The sequence below is a fragment of the Sphingobium sp. YBL2 genome (genome assembly GCF_000943805.1).
In the GTDB taxonomy this organism is placed as follows: domain Bacteria; phylum Pseudomonadota; class Alphaproteobacteria; order Sphingomonadales; family Sphingomonadaceae; genus Sphingobium; species Sphingobium fuliginis.
Genome location: NZ_CP010954.1, coordinates 4,414,770 through 4,438,411, shown reverse-complemented (window position 1 = coordinate 4,438,411; position 23,642 = coordinate 4,414,770). Strand labels below are relative to the sequence as shown.

Annotated in this window: 24 protein-coding genes; 17 read left to right on the top strand and 7 right to left on the bottom strand. The window is 66.0% G+C overall.

Translation table 11 applies throughout. The features are described from left to right. Positions 1–63 precede the first annotated feature (63 nt). The 3 genes from TZ53_RS20425 to prsR are packed head-to-tail and all read left to right on the top strand — an operon-like array spanning position 64 to position 4,882. Positions 64–1,452, top strand: a complete 1,389-nt coding sequence (locus TZ53_RS20425) for a TIGR03013 family XrtA/PEP-CTERM system glycosyltransferase (protein ID WP_044662531.1) — start codon at positions 64–66, stop codon at positions 1,450–1,452. Then, positions 1,449–3,518, top strand: a complete 2,070-nt coding sequence (prsK, locus tag TZ53_RS20420; RefSeq protein ID WP_044662530.1) for an XrtA/PEP-CTERM system histidine kinase PrsK — start codon at positions 1,449–1,451, stop codon at positions 3,516–3,518. Before TZ53_RS20425 ends, prsK begins: the two co-directional genes overlap by 4 nt. After that, complete coding sequence (prsR, locus tag TZ53_RS20415; RefSeq protein ID WP_044662529.1) at positions 3,518–4,882, top strand: PEP-CTERM-box response regulator transcription factor; 1,365 nt, start codon at positions 3,518–3,520, stop codon at positions 4,880–4,882. Before prsK ends, prsR begins: the two co-directional genes overlap by 1 nt. Positions 4,883–5,172: 290 nt before the next feature. On the opposite strand, the gene TZ53_RS20410 is transcribed toward prsR, so the two are convergent. Together TZ53_RS20410 and TZ53_RS20405 are read right to left on the bottom strand one after the other, a co-directional pair. Beyond that, a complete protein-coding gene (locus tag TZ53_RS20410) occupies positions 5,173–5,517 on the bottom strand; it encodes a GntR family transcriptional regulator (RefSeq protein ID WP_044662528.1) in 345 nt (114 codons plus the stop codon). A 72-nt stretch (positions 5,518–5,589) separates the two neighbouring features. Further along, positions 5,590–6,168 carry a nitroreductase family protein gene (locus tag TZ53_RS20405; RefSeq protein ID WP_044663176.1) on the bottom strand — a complete coding sequence of 193 codons (579 nt, stop codon included), beginning with the start codon at positions 6,166–6,168 and terminating at the stop codon, positions 5,590–5,592. A gap of 138 nt (positions 6,169–6,306) precedes the next feature. Here TZ53_RS20405 and TZ53_RS20400 point away from each other — a divergent pair, with 138 nt between their 5' ends. Beyond that, entirely contained in the window at positions 6,307–7,827 is a 1,521-nt protein-coding gene (locus TZ53_RS20400; protein ID WP_044662527.1) for a peptide MFS transporter, read from the top strand. A gap of 6 nt (positions 7,828–7,833) precedes the next feature. Here TZ53_RS20400 and TZ53_RS20395 read toward each other — a convergent pair whose 3' ends face one another. Further along, the gene (locus TZ53_RS20395) at positions 7,834–8,304 is read right to left on the bottom strand and encodes an SH3 domain-containing protein (RefSeq protein ID WP_044663175.1); all 471 of its coding nucleotides are present in this window, start codon (positions 8,302–8,304) and stop codon (positions 7,834–7,836) included. 118 nt (positions 8,305–8,422) lie between these two features. Between TZ53_RS20395 and TZ53_RS20390 the strand changes: the two genes are divergently transcribed. Continuing rightward, complete coding sequence (locus TZ53_RS20390) at positions 8,423–9,421, top strand: 2-hydroxyacid dehydrogenase (protein WP_044662526.1); 999 nt, start codon at positions 8,423–8,425, stop codon at positions 9,419–9,421. 274 nt (positions 9,422–9,695) lie between these two features. Here TZ53_RS20390 and copD read toward each other — a convergent pair whose 3' ends face one another. Next, complete coding sequence (gene copD, locus TZ53_RS20385) at positions 9,696–10,544, bottom strand: copper homeostasis membrane protein CopD (protein ID WP_044662525.1); 849 nt, start codon at positions 10,542–10,544, stop codon at positions 9,696–9,698. Between the two features lie 5 nt (positions 10,545–10,549). After that, on the bottom strand, positions 10,550–10,942 hold the full coding sequence (gene copC, locus TZ53_RS20380; protein ID WP_044662524.1) for a copper homeostasis periplasmic binding protein CopC: 393 nt from the start codon (positions 10,940–10,942) through the stop codon (positions 10,550–10,552). Between the two features lie 201 nt (positions 10,943–11,143). Here copC and TZ53_RS20375 point away from each other — a divergent pair, with 201 nt between their 5' ends. From TZ53_RS20375 to TZ53_RS20345, 7 genes are all read left to right on the top strand, one after another. Continuing rightward, a complete protein-coding gene (locus TZ53_RS20375) occupies positions 11,144–11,422 on the top strand; it encodes a hypothetical protein (protein ID WP_044663174.1) in 279 nt (92 codons plus the stop codon). A gap of 20 nt (positions 11,423–11,442) precedes the next feature. After that, a complete protein-coding gene (locus TZ53_RS20370; protein ID WP_025551831.1) occupies positions 11,443–11,898 on the top strand; it encodes a periplasmic heavy metal sensor in 456 nt (151 codons plus the stop codon). Then, positions 11,895–12,476, top strand: coding sequence for an RNA polymerase sigma factor (locus TZ53_RS20365; protein ID WP_025551829.1), 582 nt, complete (start codon positions 11,895–11,897; stop codon positions 12,474–12,476). The genes TZ53_RS20370 and TZ53_RS20365 overlap by 4 nt, the downstream gene beginning before the upstream one ends. Positions 12,477–12,506: 30 nt before the next feature. Continuing rightward, entirely contained in the window at positions 12,507–14,273 is a 1,767-nt protein-coding gene (locus TZ53_RS20360; protein WP_044662523.1) for a copper resistance system multicopper oxidase, read from the top strand. Then, positions 14,270–15,184 (top strand): copper resistance protein B, encoded by a 915-nt coding sequence (locus tag TZ53_RS20355; protein WP_044662522.1) that lies wholly within the window; start codon positions 14,270–14,272, stop codon positions 15,182–15,184. Before TZ53_RS20360 ends, TZ53_RS20355 begins: the two co-directional genes overlap by 4 nt. Before the next feature lie 77 nt (positions 15,185–15,261). Beyond that, positions 15,262–15,450 (top strand): DUF1328 domain-containing protein, encoded by a 189-nt coding sequence (locus TZ53_RS20350; RefSeq protein ID WP_025551823.1) that lies wholly within the window; start codon positions 15,262–15,264, stop codon positions 15,448–15,450. Between the two features lie 3 nt (positions 15,451–15,453). Beyond that, positions 15,454–15,657: a DUF5818 domain-containing protein gene (locus TZ53_RS20345; RefSeq protein WP_044662521.1), complete on the top strand. Its 204-nt coding sequence runs from the start codon at positions 15,454–15,456 to the stop codon at positions 15,655–15,657. A 21-nt stretch (positions 15,658–15,678) separates the two neighbouring features. Here TZ53_RS20345 and TZ53_RS20340 read toward each other — a convergent pair whose 3' ends face one another. Then, the gene (locus tag TZ53_RS20340; protein ID WP_044662520.1) at positions 15,679–15,945 is read right to left on the bottom strand and encodes a hypothetical protein; all 267 of its coding nucleotides are present in this window, start codon (positions 15,943–15,945) and stop codon (positions 15,679–15,681) included. 415 nt (positions 15,946–16,360) lie between these two features. On the opposite strand from TZ53_RS20340, the gene acnA reads away from it, so the two are divergent. From acnA to TZ53_RS20315, 5 genes are all read left to right on the top strand, one after another. Continuing rightward, on the top strand, positions 16,361–19,030 hold the full coding sequence (acnA, locus tag TZ53_RS20335) for an aconitate hydratase AcnA (RefSeq protein ID WP_025551821.1): 2,670 nt from the start codon (positions 16,361–16,363) through the stop codon (positions 19,028–19,030). A 229-nt stretch (positions 19,031–19,259) separates the two neighbouring features. Beyond that, complete coding sequence (locus tag TZ53_RS20330) at positions 19,260–19,598, top strand: hypothetical protein (RefSeq protein ID WP_025551820.1); 339 nt, start codon at positions 19,260–19,262, stop codon at positions 19,596–19,598. A gap of 38 nt (positions 19,599–19,636) precedes the next feature. Further along, on the top strand, positions 19,637–20,302 hold the full coding sequence (locus tag TZ53_RS20325) for a response regulator transcription factor (RefSeq protein WP_044662519.1): 666 nt from the start codon (positions 19,637–19,639) through the stop codon (positions 20,300–20,302). A 102-nt stretch (positions 20,303–20,404) separates the two neighbouring features. Beyond that, the gene (locus TZ53_RS20320; RefSeq protein WP_044662518.1) at positions 20,405–21,709 is read left to right on the top strand and encodes a sensor histidine kinase; all 1,305 of its coding nucleotides are present in this window, start codon (positions 20,405–20,407) and stop codon (positions 21,707–21,709) included. Then, complete coding sequence (locus TZ53_RS20315; protein WP_044662517.1) at positions 21,709–22,062, top strand: YbaN family protein; 354 nt, start codon at positions 21,709–21,711, stop codon at positions 22,060–22,062. Before TZ53_RS20320 ends, TZ53_RS20315 begins: the two co-directional genes overlap by 1 nt. Positions 22,063–22,288: 226 nt before the next feature. Here the strand turns inward: TZ53_RS20315 and TZ53_RS20310 are convergent, their stop codons facing one another. Next, complete coding sequence (locus TZ53_RS20310; protein ID WP_044662516.1) at positions 22,289–23,554, bottom strand: DUF445 domain-containing protein; 1,266 nt, start codon at positions 23,552–23,554, stop codon at positions 22,289–22,291. Positions 23,555–23,642 lie beyond the last annotated feature (88 nt).

Here is a 23,642-nt window from a genome sequence, read left to right as displayed (position 1 = left end):
ACAGCGCCTGTAAGCTGATCCGGCTGTCACCTGCCCGCCGGGCGCAGCGGGAACGCGCGACGAATGATAAGATTGTTCAAACATTATGTGCCGCATGCGGTCCTGCTGCTCGGCCTTCTGGACTTCATGCTGCTGATGGCGGCGGCTGAAGGCGGGTGGATTCTGCGCGCCCGCCAGATCGGCATGGAGGTCGATCATGTGTCGACCCGCATCGCGCCGCTGCTCAGCTTCGGCCTGGCCATACAGACAGCGATGATCGCGGTCGGCGTCTATGGGCCGGAGGCGCTGCAATCGATCCGCTACGCGCTGGCGCGGCTGCTGGTCGCGATTTCGCTGGGCGTGCTGTTCCTGTCGGTCATGCATTTCCTGCTGCCGGACATCACGCTCTGGCGGTCCAATTCGCTTTACGCCATGGGACTCGCCATTGCCCTGCTGCTGGCGATCCGCGTCCTTTTGGGATCGATGCTCGGCGGCGAAGCGTTCAAGCGGCGGCTGGTCGTGCTGGGCGCGGGCAATCGCGCCGACCGCATCCGGGAGATCGAGCAGCGCAAGGGATCGGGCTTCCTCGTCGTCGGCTACATCGCGATGAATGACGGCGCGCAGGTGATCCCGGAGGCGATCAACCGCAGCGCCATCTACAATCTCGCCGATTTCGTCGTCCGCCTGGCCGCGAGCGAGGTGGTGCTGGCGCTGGAGGAACGGCGCAACGCCTTGCCGCTGAGCGACCTGCTGCGCATCAAGACCACCGGCGTCCATGTGAACGAGATCTCCACCTTCCTGGAGCGGGAAACCGGCCGTGTCGACCTGGACAGCGTGAATCCGAGCTGGCTGATCTTCTCCGACGGCTTTTCGGCGGGCCGCCGCCTGTCCAGCATCGCCAAGCGGCTGTTCGACGTCCTCGCCAGTTCGATCCTGCTGCTGCTGACCGGCCCCATCATCCTGCTGGCCGCCCTGTTGGTGAAGCTCGACAGCAAGGGCCCCGCATTCTACCGCCAGCAGCGCGTCGGCCTTTATGGCGAGGAATTCTGGATCGTGAAGCTGCGCACCATGCGGCAGGACGCGGAACTGTCCGGCCAGGCGGTCTGGGCGGAAAAGGACGATCCGCGCATCACCCGCCTTGGCTACTGGCTGCGCAAGCTGCGCATCGACGAACTGCCGCAGACATGGACGGTGCTGAAGGGCGAGATGAGCTTCGTCGGCCCGCGCCCCGAACGCCGTCAGTTCGTCGAGGATCTGGAACAGCATCTGCGCTATTATGCGGAGCGGCACATGGTGAAGCCCGGCATCACCGGCTGGGCGCAGATCAACTATCCCTATGGCGCGTCGATAGAGGATGCCCGGAACAAGCTGGAATATGATCTTTATTACGCCAAGAACTACACGCCTTTCCTCGATCTGCTGATCCTCATCCAGACGCTGCGCGTCATCCTCTGGCCGGAGGGGGCGCGGTGAGCGGCCTGCTGCAATTCGTCGGGGACTGGGGCCATGCGCTGGCCGCCGTGCTGTTCGCGGCGCTCGGCATTTTCGTCCTGCGCCGCCGGGAAGAAGCCGCCGAACAGCGCCTGCTGGCCGCGGCGCTGCTGCTGACCGCCTGCTGGTCGCTCTATGTCTCCTTCGGCGGGGTGGGCAAGCCGCTGACCGGCATCGGAGAAAATATCCGAAACGCGGCCTGGCTGCTGCTGCTGTTCGCGATGCTGCGGCGGAACGGCGCGGTGCGGGGAGAATCCCTGCTGGCGATCGGATCGGTCTATGCCGCCGTGGCGGGAATCATCCTGCTTCAGACCTTCACCGACCTCATCTGGCGGCAATTGCCGGAGCCTAGCGACCTGCACCGCGCGCTTCTTCATGCCTCGCTGGTGCTGCACCTGATGACCGCCATCGGCAGCCTGATGCTGGTCCATCATCTCTATATCAGTTGGCCGGTGCGGGAACGGGAGCGGGTGGCGCTGCTGCTGGGGGCGCTGGCGGCGATGTGGACATATGACCTCAATCTCTATGCCATCGCCACCTTCGCCATCGACCGGGCAAGCGATCTCTACGCGCTGCGCGGGCCGATGATGGCGCTGCTGGCCCCGGTGATCGCGGCGGGAATGCGCGCCGACATGGCCGGACGGCTGCAACTGTCCCGCGCCCTGACATTCCAGTCGCTCTCCCTCGCGGCCATCGCGCTCTACATCGTGGTGCTGGCGGCGGCGGCGGTGCTGGTGGAACTGGTCGCCGGGCCCTATGCCCGCGCGGTCGAGATCGGCTGCGTCTTCTTCCTGGCGGTAAGCGCGCTCGTGCTGCTGCCTTCCCGCCGGCTCCGCGCCTTCTGGAAGGTGCAGGTGGCCAAGCATTTCTTCCAGCACCGCTATGACTATCGCACCGAATGGATGCGCTTCGGCGACACCATAGGCCGCCCCGGCGACAATGCCCTGCCTTTGGGGGAGCGCGTGGCGAAGGCGGTGGCCGACATCACCGATTCTCCCGCCGCCCTGCTGATGCTGCGTGCGGACGACGGCGCGCTGGCGTTCGAAACGCACTGGAACTGGCAGGGGGACAGGCCGGACGGATCGGTCGTGCCCGCCCCGCTCGCCGCCCTCATCGAACAGAGCGGCTGGATCATCGACATCGACCGCCCGCCTTCCGGGGCCGGGGAAATCAGTGCGCCGGGCTGGATGAGCCTGGACCGCCGCGCCTGGGCGCTGGTGCCGCTGATCCATTTCGGCCGGCTGATCGGCGCGATCCTGCTTGCCCGCCCGCCGATCGACCGCCGGCTCGACTGGGAGGATTTCGACATGCTGCGCGCCGCCGGACGGCAGGCGGCCAGCTATCTGAGCGAGGCGCAGGGCCAGCAGGCGCTGGACGACGCCCAGCGCTTCGAGGAGTTCAACCGCCGCTTCGCCTTCATCATCCATGACGTCAAGAATCTGGTGAGCCAGCTTTCGCTGCTCGCCCGCAATGCGGAGCGGCACGCCGACAATCCGGATTTCCGCACCGACATGGTGCTGACGCTGAAGGAATCGGTGGGCAAGATGAACGACATGCTCGCCCGCCTGTCGCAGCATAACAAGGGCCGGGCGGAGGAACCCCGGCCCATGGCGCTGCGCGAAGTGGCGGAGCAGGTCGCGCGCACCCGCTCGCGCCAGCACGAAATAGGCGTGACCGGCGACGCGCCGCCCGTGCTGGCCGATCCCGCCAGGGTCGAGCAGATCGTCACCCACCTGCTCCAGAACGCCATCGACGCCAGCCGGCCGGACAGCCCCGTGGAATTGCGCTTGTCCGCCGATGGTGGCTGCGCCCTGCTGGATGTCGTCGATCAGGGCCGGGGGATGACCGCGGAATTCATCCGCCGCGAATTGTTCAAGCCCTTCTCCTCCAGCAAGGCGGGGGGCTTTGGCATCGGTGCGTTCGAGGCGCGGGCCCTGGCCCAGGCGATGGGCGGGCGGATCGATGTGGAAAGCAAGCCCGGCGTGGGGAGCCGGTTCACGCTGCGCCTGCCTTTGGCGCAACAGGATCTTAGGGGGAAGGCCGCCTGATGAGCGACATGCGACCGAAACTGCTGATCGTCGAGGACGATCCGGGCCTGCAACGGCAATTGCGCTGGGCCTATGAGGAATATCAGCTCTTCATCGCGGGCGACCGGGAGGAAGCGATAGAGATGCTGCGCGAGCAGGCGCCCGATGTGGTGACGCTGGACCTGGGCCTGCCGCCCGATCCCGACGGCACCAGCGAAGGGTTCGCGACGCTGGCGGAAATGCTGCGGATCAAGCCGGACACGAAGGTCATCGTCGCGTCCGGCCATGGGGCGCGGGAAAGCGCGCTGCAGGCCATTTCCGGCGGCGCCTATGATTTCTACCAGAAGCCGGTCGACATCGATGAGCTGGGGCTGATCGTCCGCCGCGCCTTCCACGTTCATGCGCTGGAGCGGGAAAATGCCCGGCTGGCCGAAACCGCGCCGGAGGGCGGGCGCGTGCTGGGCCGGCTGATCACCGCCGCGCCGGAAATGATGAAGGTCGCCCGCACCATAGAACGGGTGGCGGCCGCGGACGTCTCCGTCCTGCTGCTGGGCGCAAGCGGCACCGGCAAGGAATTGCTGGCGCAGGGCCTGCACGATGCCAGCCCGCGCCGGGACGGGGCCTTCGTCGCGATCAACTGCGCGGCGATTCCCGAAACATTGCTGGAGGCCGAACTGTTCGGCCATGAGAAGGGCGCCTTCACCGGGGCGATCAAGACCACGCCCGGCAAGATCGAGCAGGCGCAGGGCGGCACGCTCTTCCTGGACGAAGTGGGCGACATACCGCTGGCCTTGCAGGTGAAGCTGCTGCGCTTCCTGCAGGAGCGGGTGATCGAACGGATCGGCGGACGCCAGCCCATATCGGTCAACACGCGGATCGTCTGCGCCACGCATCAGGATCTGGAAGCCATGATCGCGGCGGGCACTTTCCGGGAGGACCTCTATTATCGCCTGGCGGAGATCGTCGTGCGCATTCCCGCTCTCCGGGAGCGGCCGGGCGATCCGGCGCTGCTGGCGCGGCATTTCCTCCACCGCTTCGCCAAGGAGATGAATCCGCAGGTCAAGGGGCTCGCGCCCGATGCGCTGGCGGCGCTCGACGCCTGGGGCTGGCCGGGCAATGTGCGAGAGCTGGAAAACCGCATGAAGCGCGCCGTCATCATGGCCGACGGCAAGCATGTGACCGCGGCCGATCTCGATCTGGACGGAGATCGCGCCGAAGGCGGTGATGTGGTGAACCTGAAGGCGGCGCGGGAAATGGCCGACCGCCGCGCGATCCGCCGGGCGATTGCGCGGACGGACGGGAATATCTCCGGCGCGGCGAAGATGCTGGGGATCAGCCGGCCGACGCTCTACGATCTGCTGAAGCAATATCGGATGCAGAATTGAAGGCCCTGATTGTACCAAAGCGCGCCGCGTCCATTGGAGTGCGGGGAAATGGCCAATCCAAGACATTCCCCTCCCGCAGGCGGGAGGGGTTAGGGGTGGGTGCGAGCGCAGCGAGCTTCCAGCTTAGCCGTTGCAAATTCCCGCTGATGTCGCGCCAGCCCACCCCCTAGCCCCCTCCCGCTTGCGGGAGGGGGGATGGCAGGAAACCACCCAAATCAGCCAGCCCGGCGGCTCACGAACTTATCACGTCACCCGCACCCACTGCACTCATGGAAAAACGCAGCGCGATCCTAGGCTCGTTGCAAATCCAGATCCGCCGCGCTGATTCCCAGCCTCCTGATCTGCTCCGCCACAGGCGGCCATACGGTCTCCATGAAGCGCGCCCGTTCCATTTCCCGCAACCGCCGCGTCGCGCCGTCGGCGACGAACATGCCGACGCCGCGCTTCACCACGATCAGCCCATCGTCCTGAAAGCATTGATAGGCCTTCGCTACCGTCAGCGGATTGGCGCCCTGCTGCGCGGCCAGGGCACGCACCGAAGGCAGCATGTCCCCATCGCGAAACTCCCCGTCCAGAATAGAAGCGGCGATGATCTCCCGAAGGCGGAGATAGACGGGTTTTGAGTCGTCGGCCATGGTGCATCAGTGCCATAATACAGCGTGGCAGGTCAAGCGACGCCCTTGCGCCATATCCGGCTGAACATGTAACTATCTGTCCCAGACAGAAACTATATTGTCATATTCTGGCCGAGGACGCTCTTCCTGTTCCCGTCCCGCAGTGCCGATGAAGACGAAGCCCGCGATCCGCTCCCCGGCCTTCGCAAAGGCGGCGCGCACATCCTCATTATAGCTGGCCCAGCCCGTCAGCCAGCCCGCCGCAAAGCCCAGCGCATGCGCTGCATGGAGCAGATTCATGATCGCCGCGCCCGCCGACAGTTCCTGTTCCCACACAGGGATCTTGCTACCCTCTACCGGCGCGGACAGCGCGACGACCAGCGTGGGCGCCTGATGCGCGAACTGGCGCATTGACTCCATCTCCAGCCGCCCGGCATCGGGCTTTTCGGCGCGATACGCCGTCTCGAGCAATGCCGCGAGAGCGTCCCGCTTCTCCAGCGGCACGATCACGAAGCGCCAGGGCGCCAGCTTGCCATGATCGGGCGTGCGCTGCGCCACCTCCAATATCTTGCGGAGCTGGCCTTCGTCCGGTCCCGGCGCGATCAGGTCGCGCGGCTTGCCCGATCGGCGGGTCTGGAGAAGCGAGAGCGGAGAACTGCGGTCGTTGAACATGGCCGTCCAGATGGCCCGGCGGCGGGCAGGACGCAAGGGCAGGGCCGCTCTTTGACAGACGAATAATTTCGGTTCTAGGCTGGCGGCGACAAGGGATGCGTTTCGCAGGGCCCGCAACAAGATAGGATAAGGGGCCGGATGGCGACCTCCATTTCAACGCCCGCCGGGGCAGGAGCGGGCAGGACCTGGCTCGGCCATCCGCGTGGGCTGTTCCTGCTGTTCTTCGTGGAGATGTGGGAACGCTTCTCCTTCTACGGCATGCGTGCGCTGCTGATCTTCTATCTGACGCAGCATTTCCTCTTTTCCGATCGCGACGCCAGCTACGCCTATGGCGCCTATATGTCGCTGATCTACATCTCGCCGCTGATGGGCGGCTATCTGGCGGACCGCTATCTCGGCCAGCGCAAGGCCGTGCTGTTCGGCGGTGTCGTCATCGCCGCCGGGCACATCATCCTGGGCATGGAAAGCGACGATGCGGGGGCCATGGGCCTTGGCCTGTTCTGGCTCGGCCTGGCGACGGTGATCACGGGTACGGGCTTCCTCAAATCCAGCGTTTCGGCACTGGTGGGGCAGCTCTATCCGCGCGACGACATGCGACGCGACCCGGCCTATACGATCTTCTACATGGGCATCAACCTGGGTGCGACAATAGGCCCGGTCATCTGCGGCTATCTGGGCCAGACATGGGGCTGGCACTGGGGCTTCGGCGCGGCGTCGGTCGGCATGATCGCGGGCGTGATCGGCTTCATGCTGTGCAGGCCGCTGCTTCAGGGCAAGGGCGAGCCGCGCGATCCCGAGCGCCTCAGGCAGCGTGTCGGCGGCATCCTCAGCCGCGAATGGCTGGTCTATCTCTCCAGCCTGGCGTTCATCGCGCTGTGCTGGTTCCTGATCCAGAATCATGTGATCGTCGGCTGGATGCTGGCGGCGGCAAGCGTCGCCGTCGTGCTGTACATCCTCTGGGAAGCGTTCGGCCGGATGGAGCGGATCGGCCGCGACCGGATGCTGGCGGCGCTGTTCCTGCTGGTCATCAACCCGCTCTTCTGGGGCCTGTACGAACAGACGGGATCGTCGCTCAGCCTGTTCACGGATCGCTATACGGACCGGAACATCTGGGGCTTCAACGTGCCTGCCTCGATGTTCCAGTCCGTCAACGCCGCCTATATATTGATGTTCGGACCGGTGATGGCGGGCTTGTGGATCTGGCTGGCGAAGCGGGGGTGGGAACCCTCCACTCCTGCCAAGTTCGGCATTGCGCTGGCGCTGGTGGGCGCGGGCTTCCTGATCCTGGTGGCGGGGACCGGCGCGCCCGGCACGCTGACGCCGGTGCTGTTCATCTTCCTGCTCTATCTTTGCCACACGCTGGGCGAACTCTGCCTGTCCCCTGTCGGCCTGTCCGCCATGTCGAAACTGGCGCCGTCGCGGATGATCGGCCTGATGATGGGCATCTGGTTCCTGGCCATGGCGCTGGGCGAATATGCCGCCGGGCTGATTGCGGCGGCGACGGGCGGAGAGGGCGGCGCGGCCTCCCGCGGCGATGTGCTGGCGGTCTATGGCAGGATCGGCTGGTGGTCGGTCGGTGCGGGGCTGGTCGTCATGGCGCTGGCGCCGCTGGTGAAGCGGCTGATGCACGCCGACCGGTTCGACGAAGAGGGCGAGTGAGCGGCGCTACCCCGTCGCGCCCCATATGTCGCTGGCGCGGATGAAGCCCTTCTGCCCCCCTACGTCGAAGGCGCACCAGCCCTTGCCGCAGGAGGAAAGCCGCCCCACCACGCCCTTCTGCGCGCGGAACAGGGCGCGGGCGTCCTCGCTGGGGGAATCGCGCATCGGAGCGATGTCCGCCGTGACGATGGCGGTGGGGGTGTCGCTCAGCAGGCGGACATGCATCCACCCCTGCGTGCCGGTCGAATCCTCCACCTTGCGCCACAGGCCCAGCACCTGCACCACCTTCACCGGCAGGTCGCGGCGGCGATAGACCCAGTTGGACGGGTAATCGAGGCTGGGGCCCACGCGCATGCGCGCCTCGGCCTGGGTCAGCGACGCCCAATAGGGCACCGGCTTCGCAGGCGCGGCCCATGCCCCGCCCGCCCAGCACAGCGCCGCGATCATGCCCGCGCCCAGATAGCCCTTCATGCCCATATCGTCCCCGTTGCCTGACTGCCGGACCATAGCCGCTCGCAGCCATGACCGACAACCGCTCTCTTGCGGATATGGATAAGCGCTTGACCATCGTCCTCACGGGGAATAGCGGCCAGACATGGCCAAGAAACCGCGCCCCGCCACGCCGCGCGTCATCGTTACGCGCCGCCTGCCTCCCAATGTCGAGGCGCGCATGGCCGATCTGTTCGATACGGTCTTCAACATCGGTGACGTGCCGATGGATCGCGCCGCGCTGACCCGCGCCATGGCGCAATGCGACGTGCTGGTGCCGTCCGTCACCGACCAGATCGACGCCGCGCTGATCGAGGCCGCGCCGGAGAGGCTGCAACTCATCGCCAGCTTCGGCAGCGGCGTCGACCATATCGACCTCAATGCCGCGCGGCAGAAGGGGATCATCGTCACCAACACGCCCGGCGTGCTGACCGAAGACACCGCCGACATGACGATGGCGTTGATCCTGTCGGTGCCGCGCCGTCTGGCGGAGGGGGAGAAGCTGGTGCGCTCTGGCGCGTGGACCGGCTGGAGCCCGTCGGGCATGCTGGGGCACCGCATCGGCGGCAAGAAGCTGGGCATCATCGGCATGGGCCGCATCGGCCGTGCGGTCGCGCGCCGGGCGGCGGCCTTCGGCCTTTCCATCGCCTATCACAACCGCCACCGCCTTCCCTTCGAAGTGGAGCAGGAATTGCAGGCGCACTGGCATGGCGATCTGGAGTCTCTGCTGGCGGGCAGCGACATCGTGTCGATCCACTGCCCGCTCAACGCCGACAGCCGCGGGATGATCGACGCCCGGCGGATCGCGCTGATGCGGTCCGACGCCTATCTGATCAACACCTCGCGAGCCGAGATCACGGATGAACCGGCCTTGATCGGGGCGCTTGCGGAAGGACGGATCGCAGGGGCGGGGCTGGACGTCTATACGCATGAACCGGCGGTCGACGCCCGGTTGCTGGACCTCTCCAATGTGGTGCTGCTGCCGCATATGGGGTCCGCGACAATCGAAGGGCGCGACGCCACCGGGGCACGGGTGATCGCCAATATCCGCAGTTGGGTCGACGGCCACCGGCCGCCCAATCAGGTGCTGGAAGGTTGGGTCTGAAGCAACCGCCGGTGCGACGGGGAAATGGGTGGTAATCTGACGCCCACCTTATCCCTCTCCCTTGAGGGAGAGGGCTGCGCAGACTTGGCAGCTTGCTGCCTGGTCGTAGCTGGGTGAGGGGAGCGCGATCCAACGGATCGCGCGGACCGCAAGCCCGCTTCCCTCCTCTAAATCAGCCCAGGCTCCTTCGTCGCCAAGGCTTCCATCCTTCTCCCTCAAGGAGAAGGAAGGTCTTGAAATCGCCAATCCCAATCCTCCCCTCATCACCCACATTTCAAGCCAGTGGATCCAGGGTCCCAAGCGCCGCGACCAGTCCCAGGATGAGGACCGCCAGGCTGGTTTCCGCCAGCAGCGACAGGCGCAGATGGGCAACGCCTCCGTTCCTCTCCAGCATCGGCGTCAACCACCAGCGATTGGCGGCGGCGAGCAGCAGCATGCCGGCGAACAGCGCCAGCTTGGTGAGAAGCAGCCAGCCATAAAGGCCATGCAGAAGCGCGGGCAGTTGGGCTATACCGACGATCATCACTGCGTTGAATGCGCCGGTCAGGATCAGCGTCGCGACGAAGATCGTGCCGAACAGGGAGAAACGCTCCAGCATATGGGCGGTTCGTCCGCTCTCCCTTCCCGACAGCACGGCATGCAGCAAGGCCAGCAGCGCACCGAACCATCCGGCGGCGGCCAGCATATGCAGCGCGTCCGCGATGCGGTGGGCGCTGCCGGCAAGGCCTTCGCTGGCGGCGGCATGGCCCGACCAGGCCAGGGTTGCGGCGGCGATGGCGGCGGGCAGGGCCAGGGCGGCGTTCCATCCGGCGCCCTGCCGGAGCAGCAGCGGCAGGATCGACAGCAGCGCGACGGCCCGCACCGCCAGCACCATGCCAAGCGGCGTTTCCTTGAGCAATATCCCGACGACGCCCCAGTCGGGGGGCAGGAACGGGGTTCCCGCCATGGCCGCCGCGCTGGCGAGCAGCCACAGGGCGGAGAGCGCAAGCCCGGCCACCGCCAGCGCGCCGATCGCCCCGCGCCGCGCGCTTCCGCCCATGCTCCACCAGAACAGCGGCAGGCCGGCAAGCGCTGCAAGATCGGCGTACAGGGCGAAACGGGCAGTGACGAGAAGCCAGTCCATCGACCTTATTTGACCGAGAAGCTGTATTTGCCCGCGATCTTGTGCTGGTCGGCGCCGACGATGTGCCAGTTGAGGTCGTAGCTGCCGGCCGGCAGCGCCCGGGGCAGGGTGACGATCATGGTCTTCCCGTCCCCGTCGACCGCTGTCTTGAAGCCCTTGATCGGCATCGGCGCATGATCGGCCATGCCCGGCATGCCGGTCATGGTGAGGTCCACGCCGCTCAAGGGCGCGAGCAGCTTTTCGGAAAAGCTGAGCGTCAGCCGGGTGGGTTTGGAGACGGTGGCGTCCGCCGCCGGGCTGGAGGAAAGCAGCTTCGGATGCGCCAGCGCTGCGGAGGGGAGGGCGGCAAGGCCGAAGGCGGCGGCCAGCATGGCGGGGGTGAACAGGTTGCGACGCATGATGATAGGCTCCCGATAGATTGCGGTTACGGACCATTACGCATTGCGCTTTCCGACCCCTCGACCGGAGCGCAGGAATTTTTGCATGAGGGGTCGGTAAGCGCCCTGCGTATTGCAGGCGACAGGACATGGTGTTTGTGGTGATTTCCGGCGTGGCGGATGATGCCCGCCGGCTTGAAGCCGCTATGTGGAGTGAAAGTGATGAGCGACCTCGATCAGCTATTGGGCCAGGTGGCCGCCCAGATGCGGAACGCCCCCGCCGATCCGCGTCTGGAAAGGCTGGAGGACGCGGTGATGGCAGGCGTCGTCTCGCGCCGCGAACGGGCCGTGGCGCGGCGCAGCCTCGCGCTGGCGGGGATCGTCGCGGTCGGCATCGGGTGGATCGGCAGCGTGGTGCCCGGCAGCCCGGCGCAGGCGGCGTCCCGGCCCGCCATCATCGGCATGTCGGATTACGCACCCTCCCGCCTGCTGGGGCAGTGAGTCATGCGGGGGGTAAGGGCATGAGGGGAACCGCACGCTATGGGCTGGTCGCGCTGGTCGCCTTTGCAGCGGCGCTGGCGGCGGTGCTGGTGGCGCGGGCCTGGATCGCGCCGGAACCGCGCGTCGAAAGCGAGGTTCATGCCCTGATCCACCAGAAGCTGGAACTGGATGCGGCGCAGGAACGGCGCATTCACGCGCTGGAGGCTGATTTCGCGAGGCGGCGCGAGGCCATGGAGGCGGAGATGCGCGCCGACAATGCGCGACTGGCGCAGGCGATCGCGGCGGAGCATGGCTATGGCCCGAAAGTGGCCGAGGCCGTCGACCGGTCGCATCACGTCATGGGCATGCTTCAGAAGGAGACGCTGAAGCATATCTTCGCGATGCGCGCCGTGCTGCGGCCGGATCAGGCGGCGCAGTTCGACGCCGCCATCGTCAAGGCGCTGACCCGGCCAGCCCCCGTCCCGCCGGAGCGGTGAGCCCGTCGCTCACCGAACGCGGCGATGCAGAGCTGGCCGCGCTGGCGCTCGCCGGGCAGCAGAGCGCCTATGGCGAGCTGATGCGCCGCCATCGCGACGCCGTGTTCCGTCTGGCGCGGGGACATGCGGGCGATGCGACGGAGGCGCTCGACATCACGCAGGAGACGTTCATCTCCGCCTTCGCCGCGCTTGGCCGCTATGATGGCGCGCGGCCCTTCCGGCTGTGGATCGCGCGGATCGCGGTGAATAAATGCCGTGACTGGGCGCGGCGGCGGGCGGTGCGGCGCTTCTTCACCTTCGCCCGGCCGATCGAGGAAGCAGGCGCCGTGGCGGACGGCATGCCGACGCCGGAGGAGGCTGTCCAGTCCCGGGCGGAGCTGGCGCATATCCATGCAGCCATCGCCGCATTGCCCGGCAATCTCAAGGACGTGCTGGTTCTGCGCGCCATCGAGGGAATGAGCCAGGCGGAGGCGGCGCAGATATTGGGCATCAGCGAGAAAGCCGTCGAAACACGCCTCTACAGGGCGCGCAACAAATTGGCCGAAGGATTGAGGGATGGGGCGACGGGCCGCGTATAGGGGGAAACCGTCCTTATTGCAGAGCTGTCCATGGCCTTCACCCTTCCCGATGTCGATCGCCGCACCCTCGTCCGCAATCTTGGCGGACTGGGCGGCGCGCTGGCGCTGAGCCGGGTTTTCCCCGCCTGGGCGCGGAGCGGAACGGCCGGCCTGACCCCGGCCCCGGCCCCAGCCCCGGAAGTGCTGAGCGGCGAGGCCATCGCCCTGACCGTGGCGGAGGGGCATTTTTCGACCGGCGGGCGTTCGGCGCACGCGGTGATGATCAACGGCACGCTGCCCGCGCCGCTCATCCGCCTCAAGGAAGGGCAGAATGTCCGCCTGTCCGTCACCAACCGGCTGCGGGAGGATACGTCGATCCACTGGCACGGCCTGATCGTGCCCTTCCAGATGGACGGGGTGCCGGGGATCAGCTTTCCCGGCATCCGCCCCGGCGAGACCTTCACCTATGAATTCCCCATCCGGCAGTCCGGCACCTACTGGTATCACAGCCATTCCGGCATGCAGGAGGCCGTCGGCCATTATGGGCCGATCGTGATCGATCCGGCGGGAACCGATCCGGTGGAAGCCACGCGCGAGCATGTCCTCATCCTGTCCGACTGGAGCCCGGTCCACCCGCACGTCCTGCTGAAGCGCCTCAAACAGATGGGCGGCTATTTCAACATGCAGAAGCAGACCTTGGCGGGGCTGCTGGCCGGGAAGGACCAGAACGCGAAGGAGCGCATGGAATGGGGCGCCATGCGGATGGACCCGACCGACATATCCGACATCACCGGATCGACCTACAGCTTTCTGGTGAACGGCCATGGCACGGCGGAGAACTGGACCGGCCTCTTCACGCCGGGCGAGCGGGTGCGGCTGCGCATCATCAATGCGGCGGCCATGACCAACTTCAACCTGCGGCTGCCGGGCCTGCCGATGACGGTGGTGCAGTGCGACGGCCAGCATGTGCAGCCGGTCGAGACCGACGAGTTCCAGATCGGCATCGCGGAAACCTATGATGTGGTGGTGCAGCCCGGGGAAGCGAAGCCCTACGCCCTGATCGCGGAAGCGATAGACCGATCGGGCCTCGTTCGGGCGACCCTGGCGCCGCGCATGGGCCTTGCGGCGGAGGTGCCGCCGCTGCGCGCCCGACCGCTGCTGGGCATGAAGGACATGGGCATGGACATGTCCGGAATGGACATGGGGCAGGGCGGAGTCATCGATCTCAGCCAGCCCGCCAATGAAGGCATGGCCGGCCATTCGATGAAGATGCGCGACAGGTCGGTGGCGCCGCAGGTGAAGATGGGGCCCGGCGTCGCGACGCTCTCGCCCATGCCGGCCGACAGGACCGCCGACCGCCCGACGGGGCTGGAGACCGTCGACCATCGCGTGCTGACCTATGCCGATCTCAAATCGCTGACTCCCCATGCGGACAGGCGTCCGCCGACCCGGACGCTCGACATCCACCTGACCGCGAACATGGAGCGCTATATGTGGTCCTTCGACGGGGTGAAGCTGTCGGATGGGGCGGACCCCATTCCCTTCCGCCATGGGGAGCGGGTGCGCGTCAACCTGATCAACGACACGATGATGCCGCACCCGATCCATCTGCATGGCCATTTCTTCGAACTGGTGACTGGCGCGGGCGACCATAATCCGCTCAAGCACACGGTGAACGTGCTGCCGGGGGGAAAGGTGAGTTTCGACCTTACCGCCGACGCGCTGGGCGATTGGGCCTTTCACTGCCATATGCTGATGCACATGCACACGGGGATGATGCGCGTCGTGACCGTGCGGCACGCGGGGGACGCGGCATGAAGGCGCCGGTTTGCCTGGCCGCGCTGCTGCTCGCTTCCGGCGCCTTGCCGGCCTGGGCGCAGGATCATGGCGGGATGGACCACGGCGCCATGCAGCAGGAGGATCATTCCGACCATCCGCCTGCCGGGGACGCCCATGCCGGTCACGGCCAGCCCGCGCCCGATGACGGCGCGCCCGAGGGGGTAGCCCCTCCCATGCCGTCCGATCATGCCTCGGAAGCCTTTTACAACCCCGCCGAAATGGCGCGCGCCCGTGCCGCCATGCTCAAGGAAAGCGGCGGCATGACCTTCTCCCGGCTGATGCTCGACCGGCTCGAATATCGCATGGGCAGGGGCGCCGACGGCTATCATTGGGAAGGGGAGGGCTGGATAGGCGGCGACATCGACCGTTTCGCCTTCAAGACCGAAGGAGAGGGCGAATTCGGCGGCCCGCTGGAAAGCGCGGAGGTGCAGGCGCTTTACAGCCGCGCCATCGATCCCTGGTTCAACCTGGAAGCCGGCGTCCGCCACGACATTCGCCCCGATCCGCAGCGGACTTATGCGGTGGTGGGGATAGAGGGCCTCGCCCCCTATTGGTTCGAGGTCGGCGCGCAGGCCTTTCTGTCCGACAAGGGCGACGCGCATCTGCGGCTGGAGGGCAGCTACGACCAGCGCATTACCCAGCGCCTGATCCTGCAACCGGCGGTGGAGATCAACCTCGCGGCGCAGGACGTGCCGGAACTCGGCATCGGTTCGGGTCTTTCCGACATCGAGTTGGGATTGCGCCTGCGCTATGAATTCGCGCGTGAATTCGCGCCCTATGTCGGGGTCAACTGGGAACGCAAGCTGGGCGACACCGCCCGCTTCACCCGGCGGGATGGAGAGCGGGCTGCAACGACGAGCCTGGTGATGGGCGTGCGCTTCTGGTTCTGATCGCCTGACCGCGGTCAGGAACCGGCGGTCCCGCCATCCGTTGGAAGGAGCAGGTCTTTCACCGGAAGGAGTGTCGCATGATCCGTCTGGCCATTATTTCGCTCGTGATCGCCGCCGTGCTGGCCATATTGGGCTTCGGCGGCGCGGCGGGCGCCTTCGTGGGTATCGCGAAGTTCCTGTTCGTGCTGGCGATCGCACTGTTCGTCATCTTCCTCGTCCTTGGCCTGATGGCTGGCAAGGGGATCAAGAACGCGATAGACCGATGACCCATGACGGAGATCGGTGCTGGAGTGGATGAAACCGGGCGGCTGGTCCGCGACGAGGCGGGTTTTCTGCTCCAGCGCGATCTGGGCGGCAGTTTCCGCCTGGTGTTGCTGCGGGTGCCCGTCGACCATGTGGAAAAGCGGGTGCGGGTTCAGGGCTATTATGCCGGCGACGGCATAGTGGAGGTGGAGGGGGTGGCCGCGGCCTGACGGCGCGCAGCCCTCCTCCGATCAGGGATTGATCGAGTCGCGCGGATCGCCGGACGCCATGACGTCATGCGTGCTGACGAAACGGGCGCAGGCTCCGAAACCACGGTTGTTCTCCAGGGGCAGGGCGGTTTCGCAATAGGCGCATTCGGCCATCAGCCGGCCGACCATCCACTGGCTGCGGCCGCAACTGGGGCAGTGATTGGCTTCCCCCGGATGATAGTGGATGATGTAACCCCTTAAGGCCGGGTCGAAAGACTTGCCGGTCGCGAGGCTGGAAACTGGGCGCATCGTCTCTTCCTCCTCAGACATATATCTCGGCATCGACGTAAAATTCGGAAATTTCCCCCGAGCTTCACATCAGCATTGATGCAACGACGAACGTCAGAGCGAGCGACCCTTTATCATCTCTGCAAAGCCCGCTCCTTGCACCAGAACGCGGCTGCAACCCAATGTATCCCGCCCCGGAGGACCGCGTCTACAAGAAAGATTATCGAGGACCGTCCCATTTTCGCGCCTTCGCATTTGACTTGAGGCGCGCAGGCGCTATGGCGGCGCGCATCGGGACATATCCGCTTCGGCCGTGAGTTGGGGCGCATCCCGCCACCTTGCCGTCCGGTCTTTTTTCGCCGTCCGGCGAGCCTCTGGTGGAATAGCGTCATCCTGCCTGCTCCTGGCCGGGCAACTGCGAGGAGACGCACGACTCATGACCGCCATCGGACAGGACACACTCGGCACGCGCGACACTTTGAAGGTCGGCGGCAAGGACATCGCCTATTATTCGCTGAAGAAGGCGGCCGCGAAGCTTGGAGACGTTTCGCGCCTGCCCTTCTCGATGAAGGTGCTGCTGGAGAACCTGCTCCGTTTCGAGGACGGCGTCACCGTCACCACCGACGACATCCAGGCGATCGTCGACTGGCAGAATGACAAGGGCAAGGCGGAGCGGGAGATCCAGTATCGCCCCGCCCGCGTGCTGATGCAGGACTTCACTGGCGTCCCCTGCGTGGTCGACCTGGCCGCCATGCGCGACGCGATGACCGCGCTGGGCGCCGACGCCGGCAAGATCAACCCGCAGGTTCCCGTCCACCTCGTCATCGACCACTCGGTCATGGTCGATGAATTCGGCACGCCCAAGGCGTTCGAACAGAATGTGGAAATCGAATATCAGCGCAATATGGAGCGCTACGACTTCCTGAAATGGGGTTCGAAGTCGCTCGCCAACTTCTACGCCGTGCCGCCGGGCACCGGCATCTGCCATCAGGTGAACCTGGAAAATATCGCGCAGGCCGTCTGGTCGAGCGAAGGCCCCGACGGCGTCACCGTCGCCTATCCCGACACCTGCGTCGGCACCGACAGCCACACCACCATGATCAACGGCCTGGGCGTGCTGGGCTGGGGCGTGGGCGGCATCGAGGCTGAGGCCGCGATGCTGGGCCAGCCCGTCTCCATGCTCATTCCCGAAGTCGTCGGCTTCCGCTTCACCGGCGAACTGAAGGAAGGCGTCACCGCCACCGACCTTGTCCTCACCTGCACCCAGATGCTGCGCGCCCGTGGCGTGGTCGGCCGCTTCGTCGAATATTTCGGCCCCGGCCTTGCCACCCTGTCGCTGGCCGACCGTGCGACGCTGGCCAACATGGCGCCGGAATATGGCGCGACCTGCGGCTTTTTCGGCATTGACGACAAGACGCTCGACTATATGCGCCTGACCGGCCGCACCGAAGAGAATATCGCCCTGGTCGAAGCCTATGCCAAGGAGCAGGGCTTCTGGATCGATCCATCGGTCGAACCGGTCTTCACCGACACGCTGGAACTGGACCTCGGCACCGTCGTCCCCAGCCTCGCAGGGCCGAAGCGCCCGCAGGACCGCGTTTCTCTGCCGGAAGTGGACGATGTGTTCAACGCCGACATGGAAAAGGTCTACAAGAAGGCCCAGGCGCGCGTTCCGGTCGAGGGCAAGGATTTCGACATTGGCGACGGCGACGTCACCATCGCCGCGATCACCAGCTGCACCAACACCTCGAACCCCGGCGTCCTGGTCGCCGCGGGCCTCGTCGCCAAGAAGGCGAACGAACTGGGCCTGAAGCCCAAGCCCTGGGTCAAGACCTCGCTGGCGCCTGGCTCGCAGGTGGTCACCGACTATCTGGAAAAGGCAGGGCTCCAGTCGCATCTCGACGCCGTCGGCTTCAACCTCGTCGGCTATGGCTGCACCACCTGCATCGGCAACTCCGGCCCGCTGGCCGAGCCGATCAGCAAGGCGATCAACGAAAACGGCCTGGTCGCCGCCGCCGTCATCTCCGGTAACCGCAATTTCGAGGGCCGCGTGTCGCCCGACGTGCGCGCCAACTTCCTGGCCTCGCCGCCGCTGGTCGTCGCCTATGCGCTGAAGGGCACGGTGGTCGAAGACTTCATCACCACGCCGATCGGGACTGGCAAGGACGGTCAGCAGGTGTTCCTGAAGGACATCTGGCCGACCAACGACGAAGTGGCCTCGACCATGGCGGGCTGCATGGACCGCCAGATGTTCCAGGCGCGCTATGCCAATGTCTACAAGGGCGACGCCCACTGGCAGGCGATCGACGTCACCGGTTCGGACACCTATAGCTGGCGCGCCGGCTCTACCTATGTCGCCAACCCGCCCTATTTCGAGGGCCTGACCATGACCCCGAAGCCGGTCACCGACATCGTGGAGGCCAAGCCGCTGGCGATCTTCGGCGACTCGATCACCACCGACCACATCTCCCCGGCCGGTTCGATCAAGGCGACCAGCCCGGCGGGCAAGTGGCTGCAGGAGCGTCAGGTGGCGCAGGCCGACTTCAACAGCTACGGCGCGCGCCGCGGCCATCACGAGGTCATGATGCGCGGCACCTTCGCCAATATCCGCATCAAGAACCTGATGCTGGACGGCGTCGAGGGCGGCATGACCCGCTATGAAGGCGAAGTCATGCCGATCTACGACGCGGCGATGAAGCACAAGGCCGACGGCACCCCGCTGGTCGTCATCGGCGGCAAGGAATATGGCACCGGTTCGTCGCGCGACTGGGCGGCGAAGGGCACCAACCTGCTGGGCGTGCGCGCCGTCATCGTAGAGAGCTTCGAACGTATCCACCGTTCGAACCTGGTCGGCATGGGCGTGCTGCCGCTCCAGTTCAAGGACGGCCAGAACAAGGACACGTTCGGTCTGACCGGCGACGAAACCTTCACCATCCAGAATGTCGCCGGCCTGAAGCCGCGCCAGGATGTCGAAGTGATCGTGAAGCGCGCGGACGGTTCCACCTTCACCTTCACCGCGCTTTGCCGCATCGATACCGTCAACGAACTGGATTATTTCCTGAACGGCGGCATCCTCCAATATGTGCTGCGCAAGCTCGCCGCCTGACCGGCCAACGCATAAGGATGATGAAAAGGGCTCTCTCCATAAGGAGGGAGCCCTTTTCCTTTGGAGGCAAGGCCGAGATCGCAAGAGCCGCCGCATGGCCGCTTTCAGGTCAATCCCCATCATCGACCGTGTCGGGCTCCTGCGCGGGCAGGGCAGGGTGCGCCCCAGGAAGAGGGCGGCAGGCGGAACGCGCGCTACCCACCCTTCATCGTCATTCACCACCTGTTCAATGGCTCCCGGCTATGCCAAGGTCATGGAAATGAAGCGGTTCAGACTGATAGCAGGCCTGGGGGCCATGGCGGTGCTTTTCGCCGCGAATCCTTCCGCTTATGCCAGCAGCCAGCGCGATGAGCAGGATGCCGCGCGCCGCGCGATGCTGGACGGGCAGGTCATGCCATTTTCCGTCATCAAGCGCCGGGTGGATGCCGCCATGGGCGGCGCCACCTATCTGGGCAGCGAATTCAACCCGTCCACCAATCGATACCGCCTGAAATATGTGAAGGACGGCAAGGTGCTATGGGTTGATGCGGACGGTCGCACGGGCGATATAATCGGCTGGGCGCGCTGACAGGCGCGCGTCGGGCATAACAACAGAAACGGGGCCATATGCGTCTGCTGATCGTCGAAGATGAACCTAGCCTTGGGCAACAGCTCCGCAACACGCTGGAAGGCGCGGGCTATGCCGTGGATCTGGCCGACGATGGCGAGGACGGGCATTTTCTGGGTGCGACCGAAAGCTATGACGCGGTCGTCCTGGATCTCGGCCTGCCCACCATCGACGGCCTTACCGTGCTGGACCGCTGGCGCAAGGAGGGACGCAGCTTCCCGGTGCTGGTGCTGACGGCGCGCGACAGCTGGTCAGACAAGGTGGCCGGGCTGGACGCGGGCGCCGACGATTATCTTGCCAAGCCTTTCCAGAGCGAGGAACTGATCGCCCGCCTGCGCGCGCTGATCCGCCGCGCATCGGGCAATGCGTCGAGCGAACTGACGGCGGGCGACGTAAGGCTGGATACGCGCTCGGGCAAGGTGACGCTGAAGGGCGAGCCGGTGAAGCTCACCGCGCAGGAATATAAGCTGCTGTCCTACCTCCTCCACCACAAGGGCAAGGTGGTGAGCCGCACCGAATTGATCGAGCATATCTACGATCAGGATTTCGACCGCGATTCCAATACGATCGAAGTGTTCGTGACCCGCATCCGCAAGAAGCTGGGCGCGGACGTCATCACGACGATCCGGGGCCTGGGCTACAGCCTGGATGAACCGGGGCGGTAATCGCTCATCTTCCGTTCGGGCTTCGGGCGAACGGAAACAAAGGCTTTTGCGTCTTTGACTGACCAGCCGCAAGTTAGCTCGACCGGATCGCTCAGCCGCCGCATGATCGGCATCGCGGCGCTGTGGATCAGCCTGCTGCTGCTGGGCGGCGGGCTGGCACTGGATCGGGTGCTGTCCGACGCGATCACGCGCAATTTCGACGACGGCATGAACTATGTCCTGACCGCCATGATCGCGTCGGCCGAGATCGGGCCGGACGGAGAGGTGCTGTTCAACCGCGAGCCTGCCGACCAGCGTTTCCTGGAGCCCAATAGCGGCATCTATTACCAGATCAGCGGCAAGGGGCATGAGGATTGGCGGTCGCGTTCGCTGTGGGACCGGGCGCTGAAGGTCAATCCGGAGCATCATGACGACGCCCCGCACATCTATGACAGCAACCAGTTTCCGGGCGAAGACCTGCGCGTGATGGAACGCAGCATCATCCTGCCCGGATCGGACACGCGCTGGATGTTCATGGTGGCGCAGGCGCGCGAGGGACTGGACGCGCAGATCAAGACGCTGCGATCGACCCTGTTCGAGAGCTTTGCCCTGCTGGCGCTGGGGCTGATCGTGCTGGCGACGTTGCAGACCATTTACGGGCTGCGGCCGCTGCGCAAGGTGCGGCATGAAATCGTGCGGATGCGCGCGGGCGAGAAGAATCGCGTGACCGAGCCGATGCCCGCCGAGGTGCTGCCCATGGTCGAGGAACTGAATGCCCTGCTCGCTCATAATGAGCGGCAGGCGGAGGAAGCGCGGACCCATGCGGGCAATCTCGCCCATGCACTCAAGACGCCGCTGACCGTGATCATGAACGCCGCGACCGCGCAATCGCCCGATCTGGGCGATACGGTCATCCGGGAAGCGACGACGATGCGACGGCAGGTCGACCACCATCTGGCGCGGGCGCGCGCGGTCGGACGGCGCGGCGCGGCGCAGAGCCGGGCGGAAGTATGGGCCAGCCTGGATGCGGTGGAAAGGGCCGTCCAGCGGCTCTATCCCGAAGTCCGCATCGACATGGATGGCGACAAGGAAGCCGCCGTGCGGGTCGAACGGCAGGACCTGGACGAGATGCTGGGCAACCTGATCGAGAACGCCGCCAAATATGGCGGGGGCAGCGTGTTCGCGACCGTAGGGCGCAAGGGGGCGATGGTCGAAATCCTGGTGGAGGATGACGGCACGGGCATTCCGCAGGCAGACCGCACGCGCATTTTCGACCGGGGCGTAAGGCTGGATTCGGGGAAGCCGGGAACAGGCCTTGGCCTCGCCATCGTGCGGGACGTCGCGGAAATCTATGGCGGGTCCGTCGCGCTGGAGGAAAGCGACGATCTGGGCGGAGTGCTGGTCCGGCTGCGGCTGCCCGCGGCCTGATGCGGCGGCATCTCTATCTTGCCTGCGGTTTCCTGTCGCTTGGGGTAGGGGCGGTCGGAGCCTTCCTGCCGCTCCTGCCGACAGTGCCGTTCATGATCCTGGCGGCCTTCTGCTTCGCGCGGTCGAGCCCGGCGCTGGAGGCGCGCCTGCTGGAGCACCGCCATTTCGGCCCGCATATCCGGCATTGGCGGGAAAAGGGCGCGATCAGCCGGCGAGGAAAGAAGGCGGCGCTGGCGGCTTTTGCTTTCAGCATGGTGCTGGCGCTCATATTTTCGCCATTTCCGTGGTTCTTGGTCCCTGCGGCGGCCGCTGCGATCGGCGGGACATGGATATGGACGCGGCCCGAAGCTTGAAGCGCGACCTTATCCGCGCAGAAAGCGGGCAGGCCGTTTTTCTTCCCCCGTTCGCCCTGAGCCCGTCAAACCTGTCCTGAGCGCCGGCCTTGCACGCAGTCGAAGGGCGCTTCAGCTCTTCTTGAGAGAGGTCATTTCAGGAGAAAGGCGAAGGGCTTCGACAGGGCTCGCCCCGAACCGTGCTCTTATGTCCGTCCCTGGCCCTCATCCGCCAATCCCGCATTTTCTACAGCAGCGTATCGATGCTATGGATGGCAAGTCCCACCAGCCCGCCCACCAGCGTGCCGTTGACCCGGATATATTGCAGGTCGCGGCCGACCGCATGCTCAAGCCGGCTGGTGACGGTCCCCGCATCCCATCCGCGCACCGTCTCGCTGACCAGCTTGACGATGGCATCGCCATAGGCTGCCGTCGCCCCCACGGCGGCACGCCGCACGAAGCGGTTGATAAGGAACCGTAGCCGCGCGTCCTGTTGCAAGGTCGCGCCAAGCTGATGGAGCGCTTCGCCTAGACGCCCCGCCATCGCCTTGCCGGGATCGCGCACCGCGCGCAACAGCCCGCCGCGCGCCTGTTCCCACAGGCCATCGATCCAGCGCTGCATTGCCGGATTGTCGACAACCTCGTCACGGATGCGCGCCACGCGCGCCTGCATCTCCAGATCGAATTGCAGGTCGGCGGCGAGCTTCGTCAGGCCCTCCTCGGCCTTCAGGCGCAGGCTGTGGGCCGGGTCCTGCGCCATGTCGGCCAGCAGCTTGCGCAGCCCGTCGATGATCGCGTTGGACAGATTTTCGTCAAGGCCGGTCCAGCGCATTATCTTGCCCGACCGGTCATGCACCATCTGCCGGATCAAATGGTCGTTCGCCTCCAGCGTGCGATCCGCCCATAGGATGATGCCGTCCATCACCGGGGCGTGGCGCCCGTCCCGCATCGCGGCTTCCAGCGCTTGCCCGATCAGGGGGGCAAGGTTCATGGCGCGCAGGCGCTGGGCGATGGCGCCCTTCACCATGCCGCCCAGCCGTTCCTGGTCCAGCGCTTCCAATATATCGGCGGCGAGCCGGGACGCGCCCTCGCGCAGCCTGCCGTCGCCGCTGGAGGGACTCGACAGGAAGCGTCCCGCGGCGGCCGCCATGTCCAGCCGCTGCATCCGCCGCGCCACCACGGCGGGCGTAAGGAAATTGTCGCGCAGGAACAAAGCGAGCGTATCCCCGATTCGATCCTTGTTGCGCGGGATGATCGCGGTATGCGGGATCGGCAGGCCCAGCGGGTGGCGGAACAGGGCCGTGACGGCGAACCAGTCGGCCAGTCCGCCGACCATCGCCGCCTCGGCAAAGGCCTGGACGAAGCCGATGGCGGGGTGGAGGTGCGCCGTCGCCCGCGCCGCCAGGAACAGCGCCGCCATGACCAGCAGCATGCCCGTCGCCACCGTCCGCATGCGCCGCGCCGGATGGACAGGGCTGGCGACGGCGGGCCGGGGCGGAGCAAGCATCTTCATGACCAGCTAACGGTTACGCCGCCGTTTCGTTCAGGCAAGCGCTTCTTTTCCGGGGAAGGGGATGGACGGCCGGCAATTGGCCGAAGGG

Bases quoted from the DNA above. Each gene is read 5' to 3' on its own strand.
- TZ53_RS20355 (WP_044662522.1), top strand. From the start codon at position 14,270: ATGAAGGCGCCGGTTTGCCTGGCCGCGCTGCTGCTCGCTTCCGGCGCC.
- TZ53_RS20325 (WP_044662519.1), top strand. From the start codon at position 19,637: ATGCGTCTGCTGATCGTCGAAGATGAACCTAGCCTTGGGCAACAGCTC.
- TZ53_RS20360 (WP_044662523.1), top strand. From the start codon at position 12,507: ATGGCCTTCACCCTTCCCGATGTCGATCGCCGCACCCTCGTCCGCAAT.
- copC (WP_044662524.1), bottom strand. From the start codon at position 10,942: ATGCGTCGCAACCTGTTCACCCCCGCCATGCTGGCCGCCGCCTTCGGC.
- TZ53_RS20425 (WP_044662531.1), top strand. From the start codon at position 64: ATGATAAGATTGTTCAAACATTATGTGCCGCATGCGGTCCTGCTGCTC.
- acnA (WP_025551821.1), top strand. From the start codon at position 16,361: ATGACCGCCATCGGACAGGACACACTCGGCACGCGCGACACTTTGAAG.
- TZ53_RS20330 (WP_025551820.1), top strand. From the start codon at position 19,260: ATGGCTCCCGGCTATGCCAAGGTCATGGAAATGAAGCGGTTCAGACTG.
- TZ53_RS20350 (WP_025551823.1), top strand. From the start codon at position 15,262: ATGATCCGTCTGGCCATTATTTCGCTCGTGATCGCCGCCGTGCTGGCC.
- TZ53_RS20320 (WP_044662518.1), top strand. From the start codon at position 20,405: ATGATCGGCATCGCGGCGCTGTGGATCAGCCTGCTGCTGCTGGGCGGC.
- TZ53_RS20315 (WP_044662517.1), top strand. From the start codon at position 21,709: ATGCGGCGGCATCTCTATCTTGCCTGCGGTTTCCTGTCGCTTGGGGTA.
- TZ53_RS20370 (WP_025551831.1), top strand. From the start codon at position 11,443: ATGAGGGGAACCGCACGCTATGGGCTGGTCGCGCTGGTCGCCTTTGCA.
- TZ53_RS20375 (WP_044663174.1), top strand. From the start codon at position 11,144: ATGAGCGACCTCGATCAGCTATTGGGCCAGGTGGCCGCCCAGATGCGG.
- TZ53_RS20395 (WP_044663175.1), bottom strand. From the start codon at position 8,304: ATGGGCATGAAGGGCTATCTGGGCGCGGGCATGATCGCGGCGCTGTGC.
- TZ53_RS20345 (WP_044662521.1), top strand. From the start codon at position 15,454: ATGACGGAGATCGGTGCTGGAGTGGATGAAACCGGGCGGCTGGTCCGC.
- TZ53_RS20405 (WP_044663176.1), bottom strand. From the start codon at position 6,168: ATGTTCAACGACCGCAGTTCTCCGCTCTCGCTTCTCCAGACCCGCCGA.
- TZ53_RS20340 (WP_044662520.1), bottom strand. From the start codon at position 15,945: ATGCGCCCAGTTTCCAGCCTCGCGACCGGCAAGTCTTTCGACCCGGCC.
- prsR (WP_044662529.1), top strand. From the start codon at position 3,518: ATGAGCGACATGCGACCGAAACTGCTGATCGTCGAGGACGATCCGGGC.
- TZ53_RS20390 (WP_044662526.1), top strand. From the start codon at position 8,423: ATGGCCAAGAAACCGCGCCCCGCCACGCCGCGCGTCATCGTTACGCGC.
- TZ53_RS20410 (WP_044662528.1), bottom strand. From the start codon at position 5,517: ATGGCCGACGACTCAAAACCCGTCTATCTCCGCCTTCGGGAGATCATC.
- TZ53_RS20400 (WP_044662527.1), top strand. From the start codon at position 6,307: ATGGCGACCTCCATTTCAACGCCCGCCGGGGCAGGAGCGGGCAGGACC.
- copD (WP_044662525.1), bottom strand. From the start codon at position 10,544: ATGGACTGGCTTCTCGTCACTGCCCGTTTCGCCCTGTACGCCGATCTT.
- TZ53_RS20310 (WP_044662516.1), bottom strand. From the start codon at position 23,554: ATGAAGATGCTTGCTCCGCCCCGGCCCGCCGTCGCCAGCCCTGTCCAT.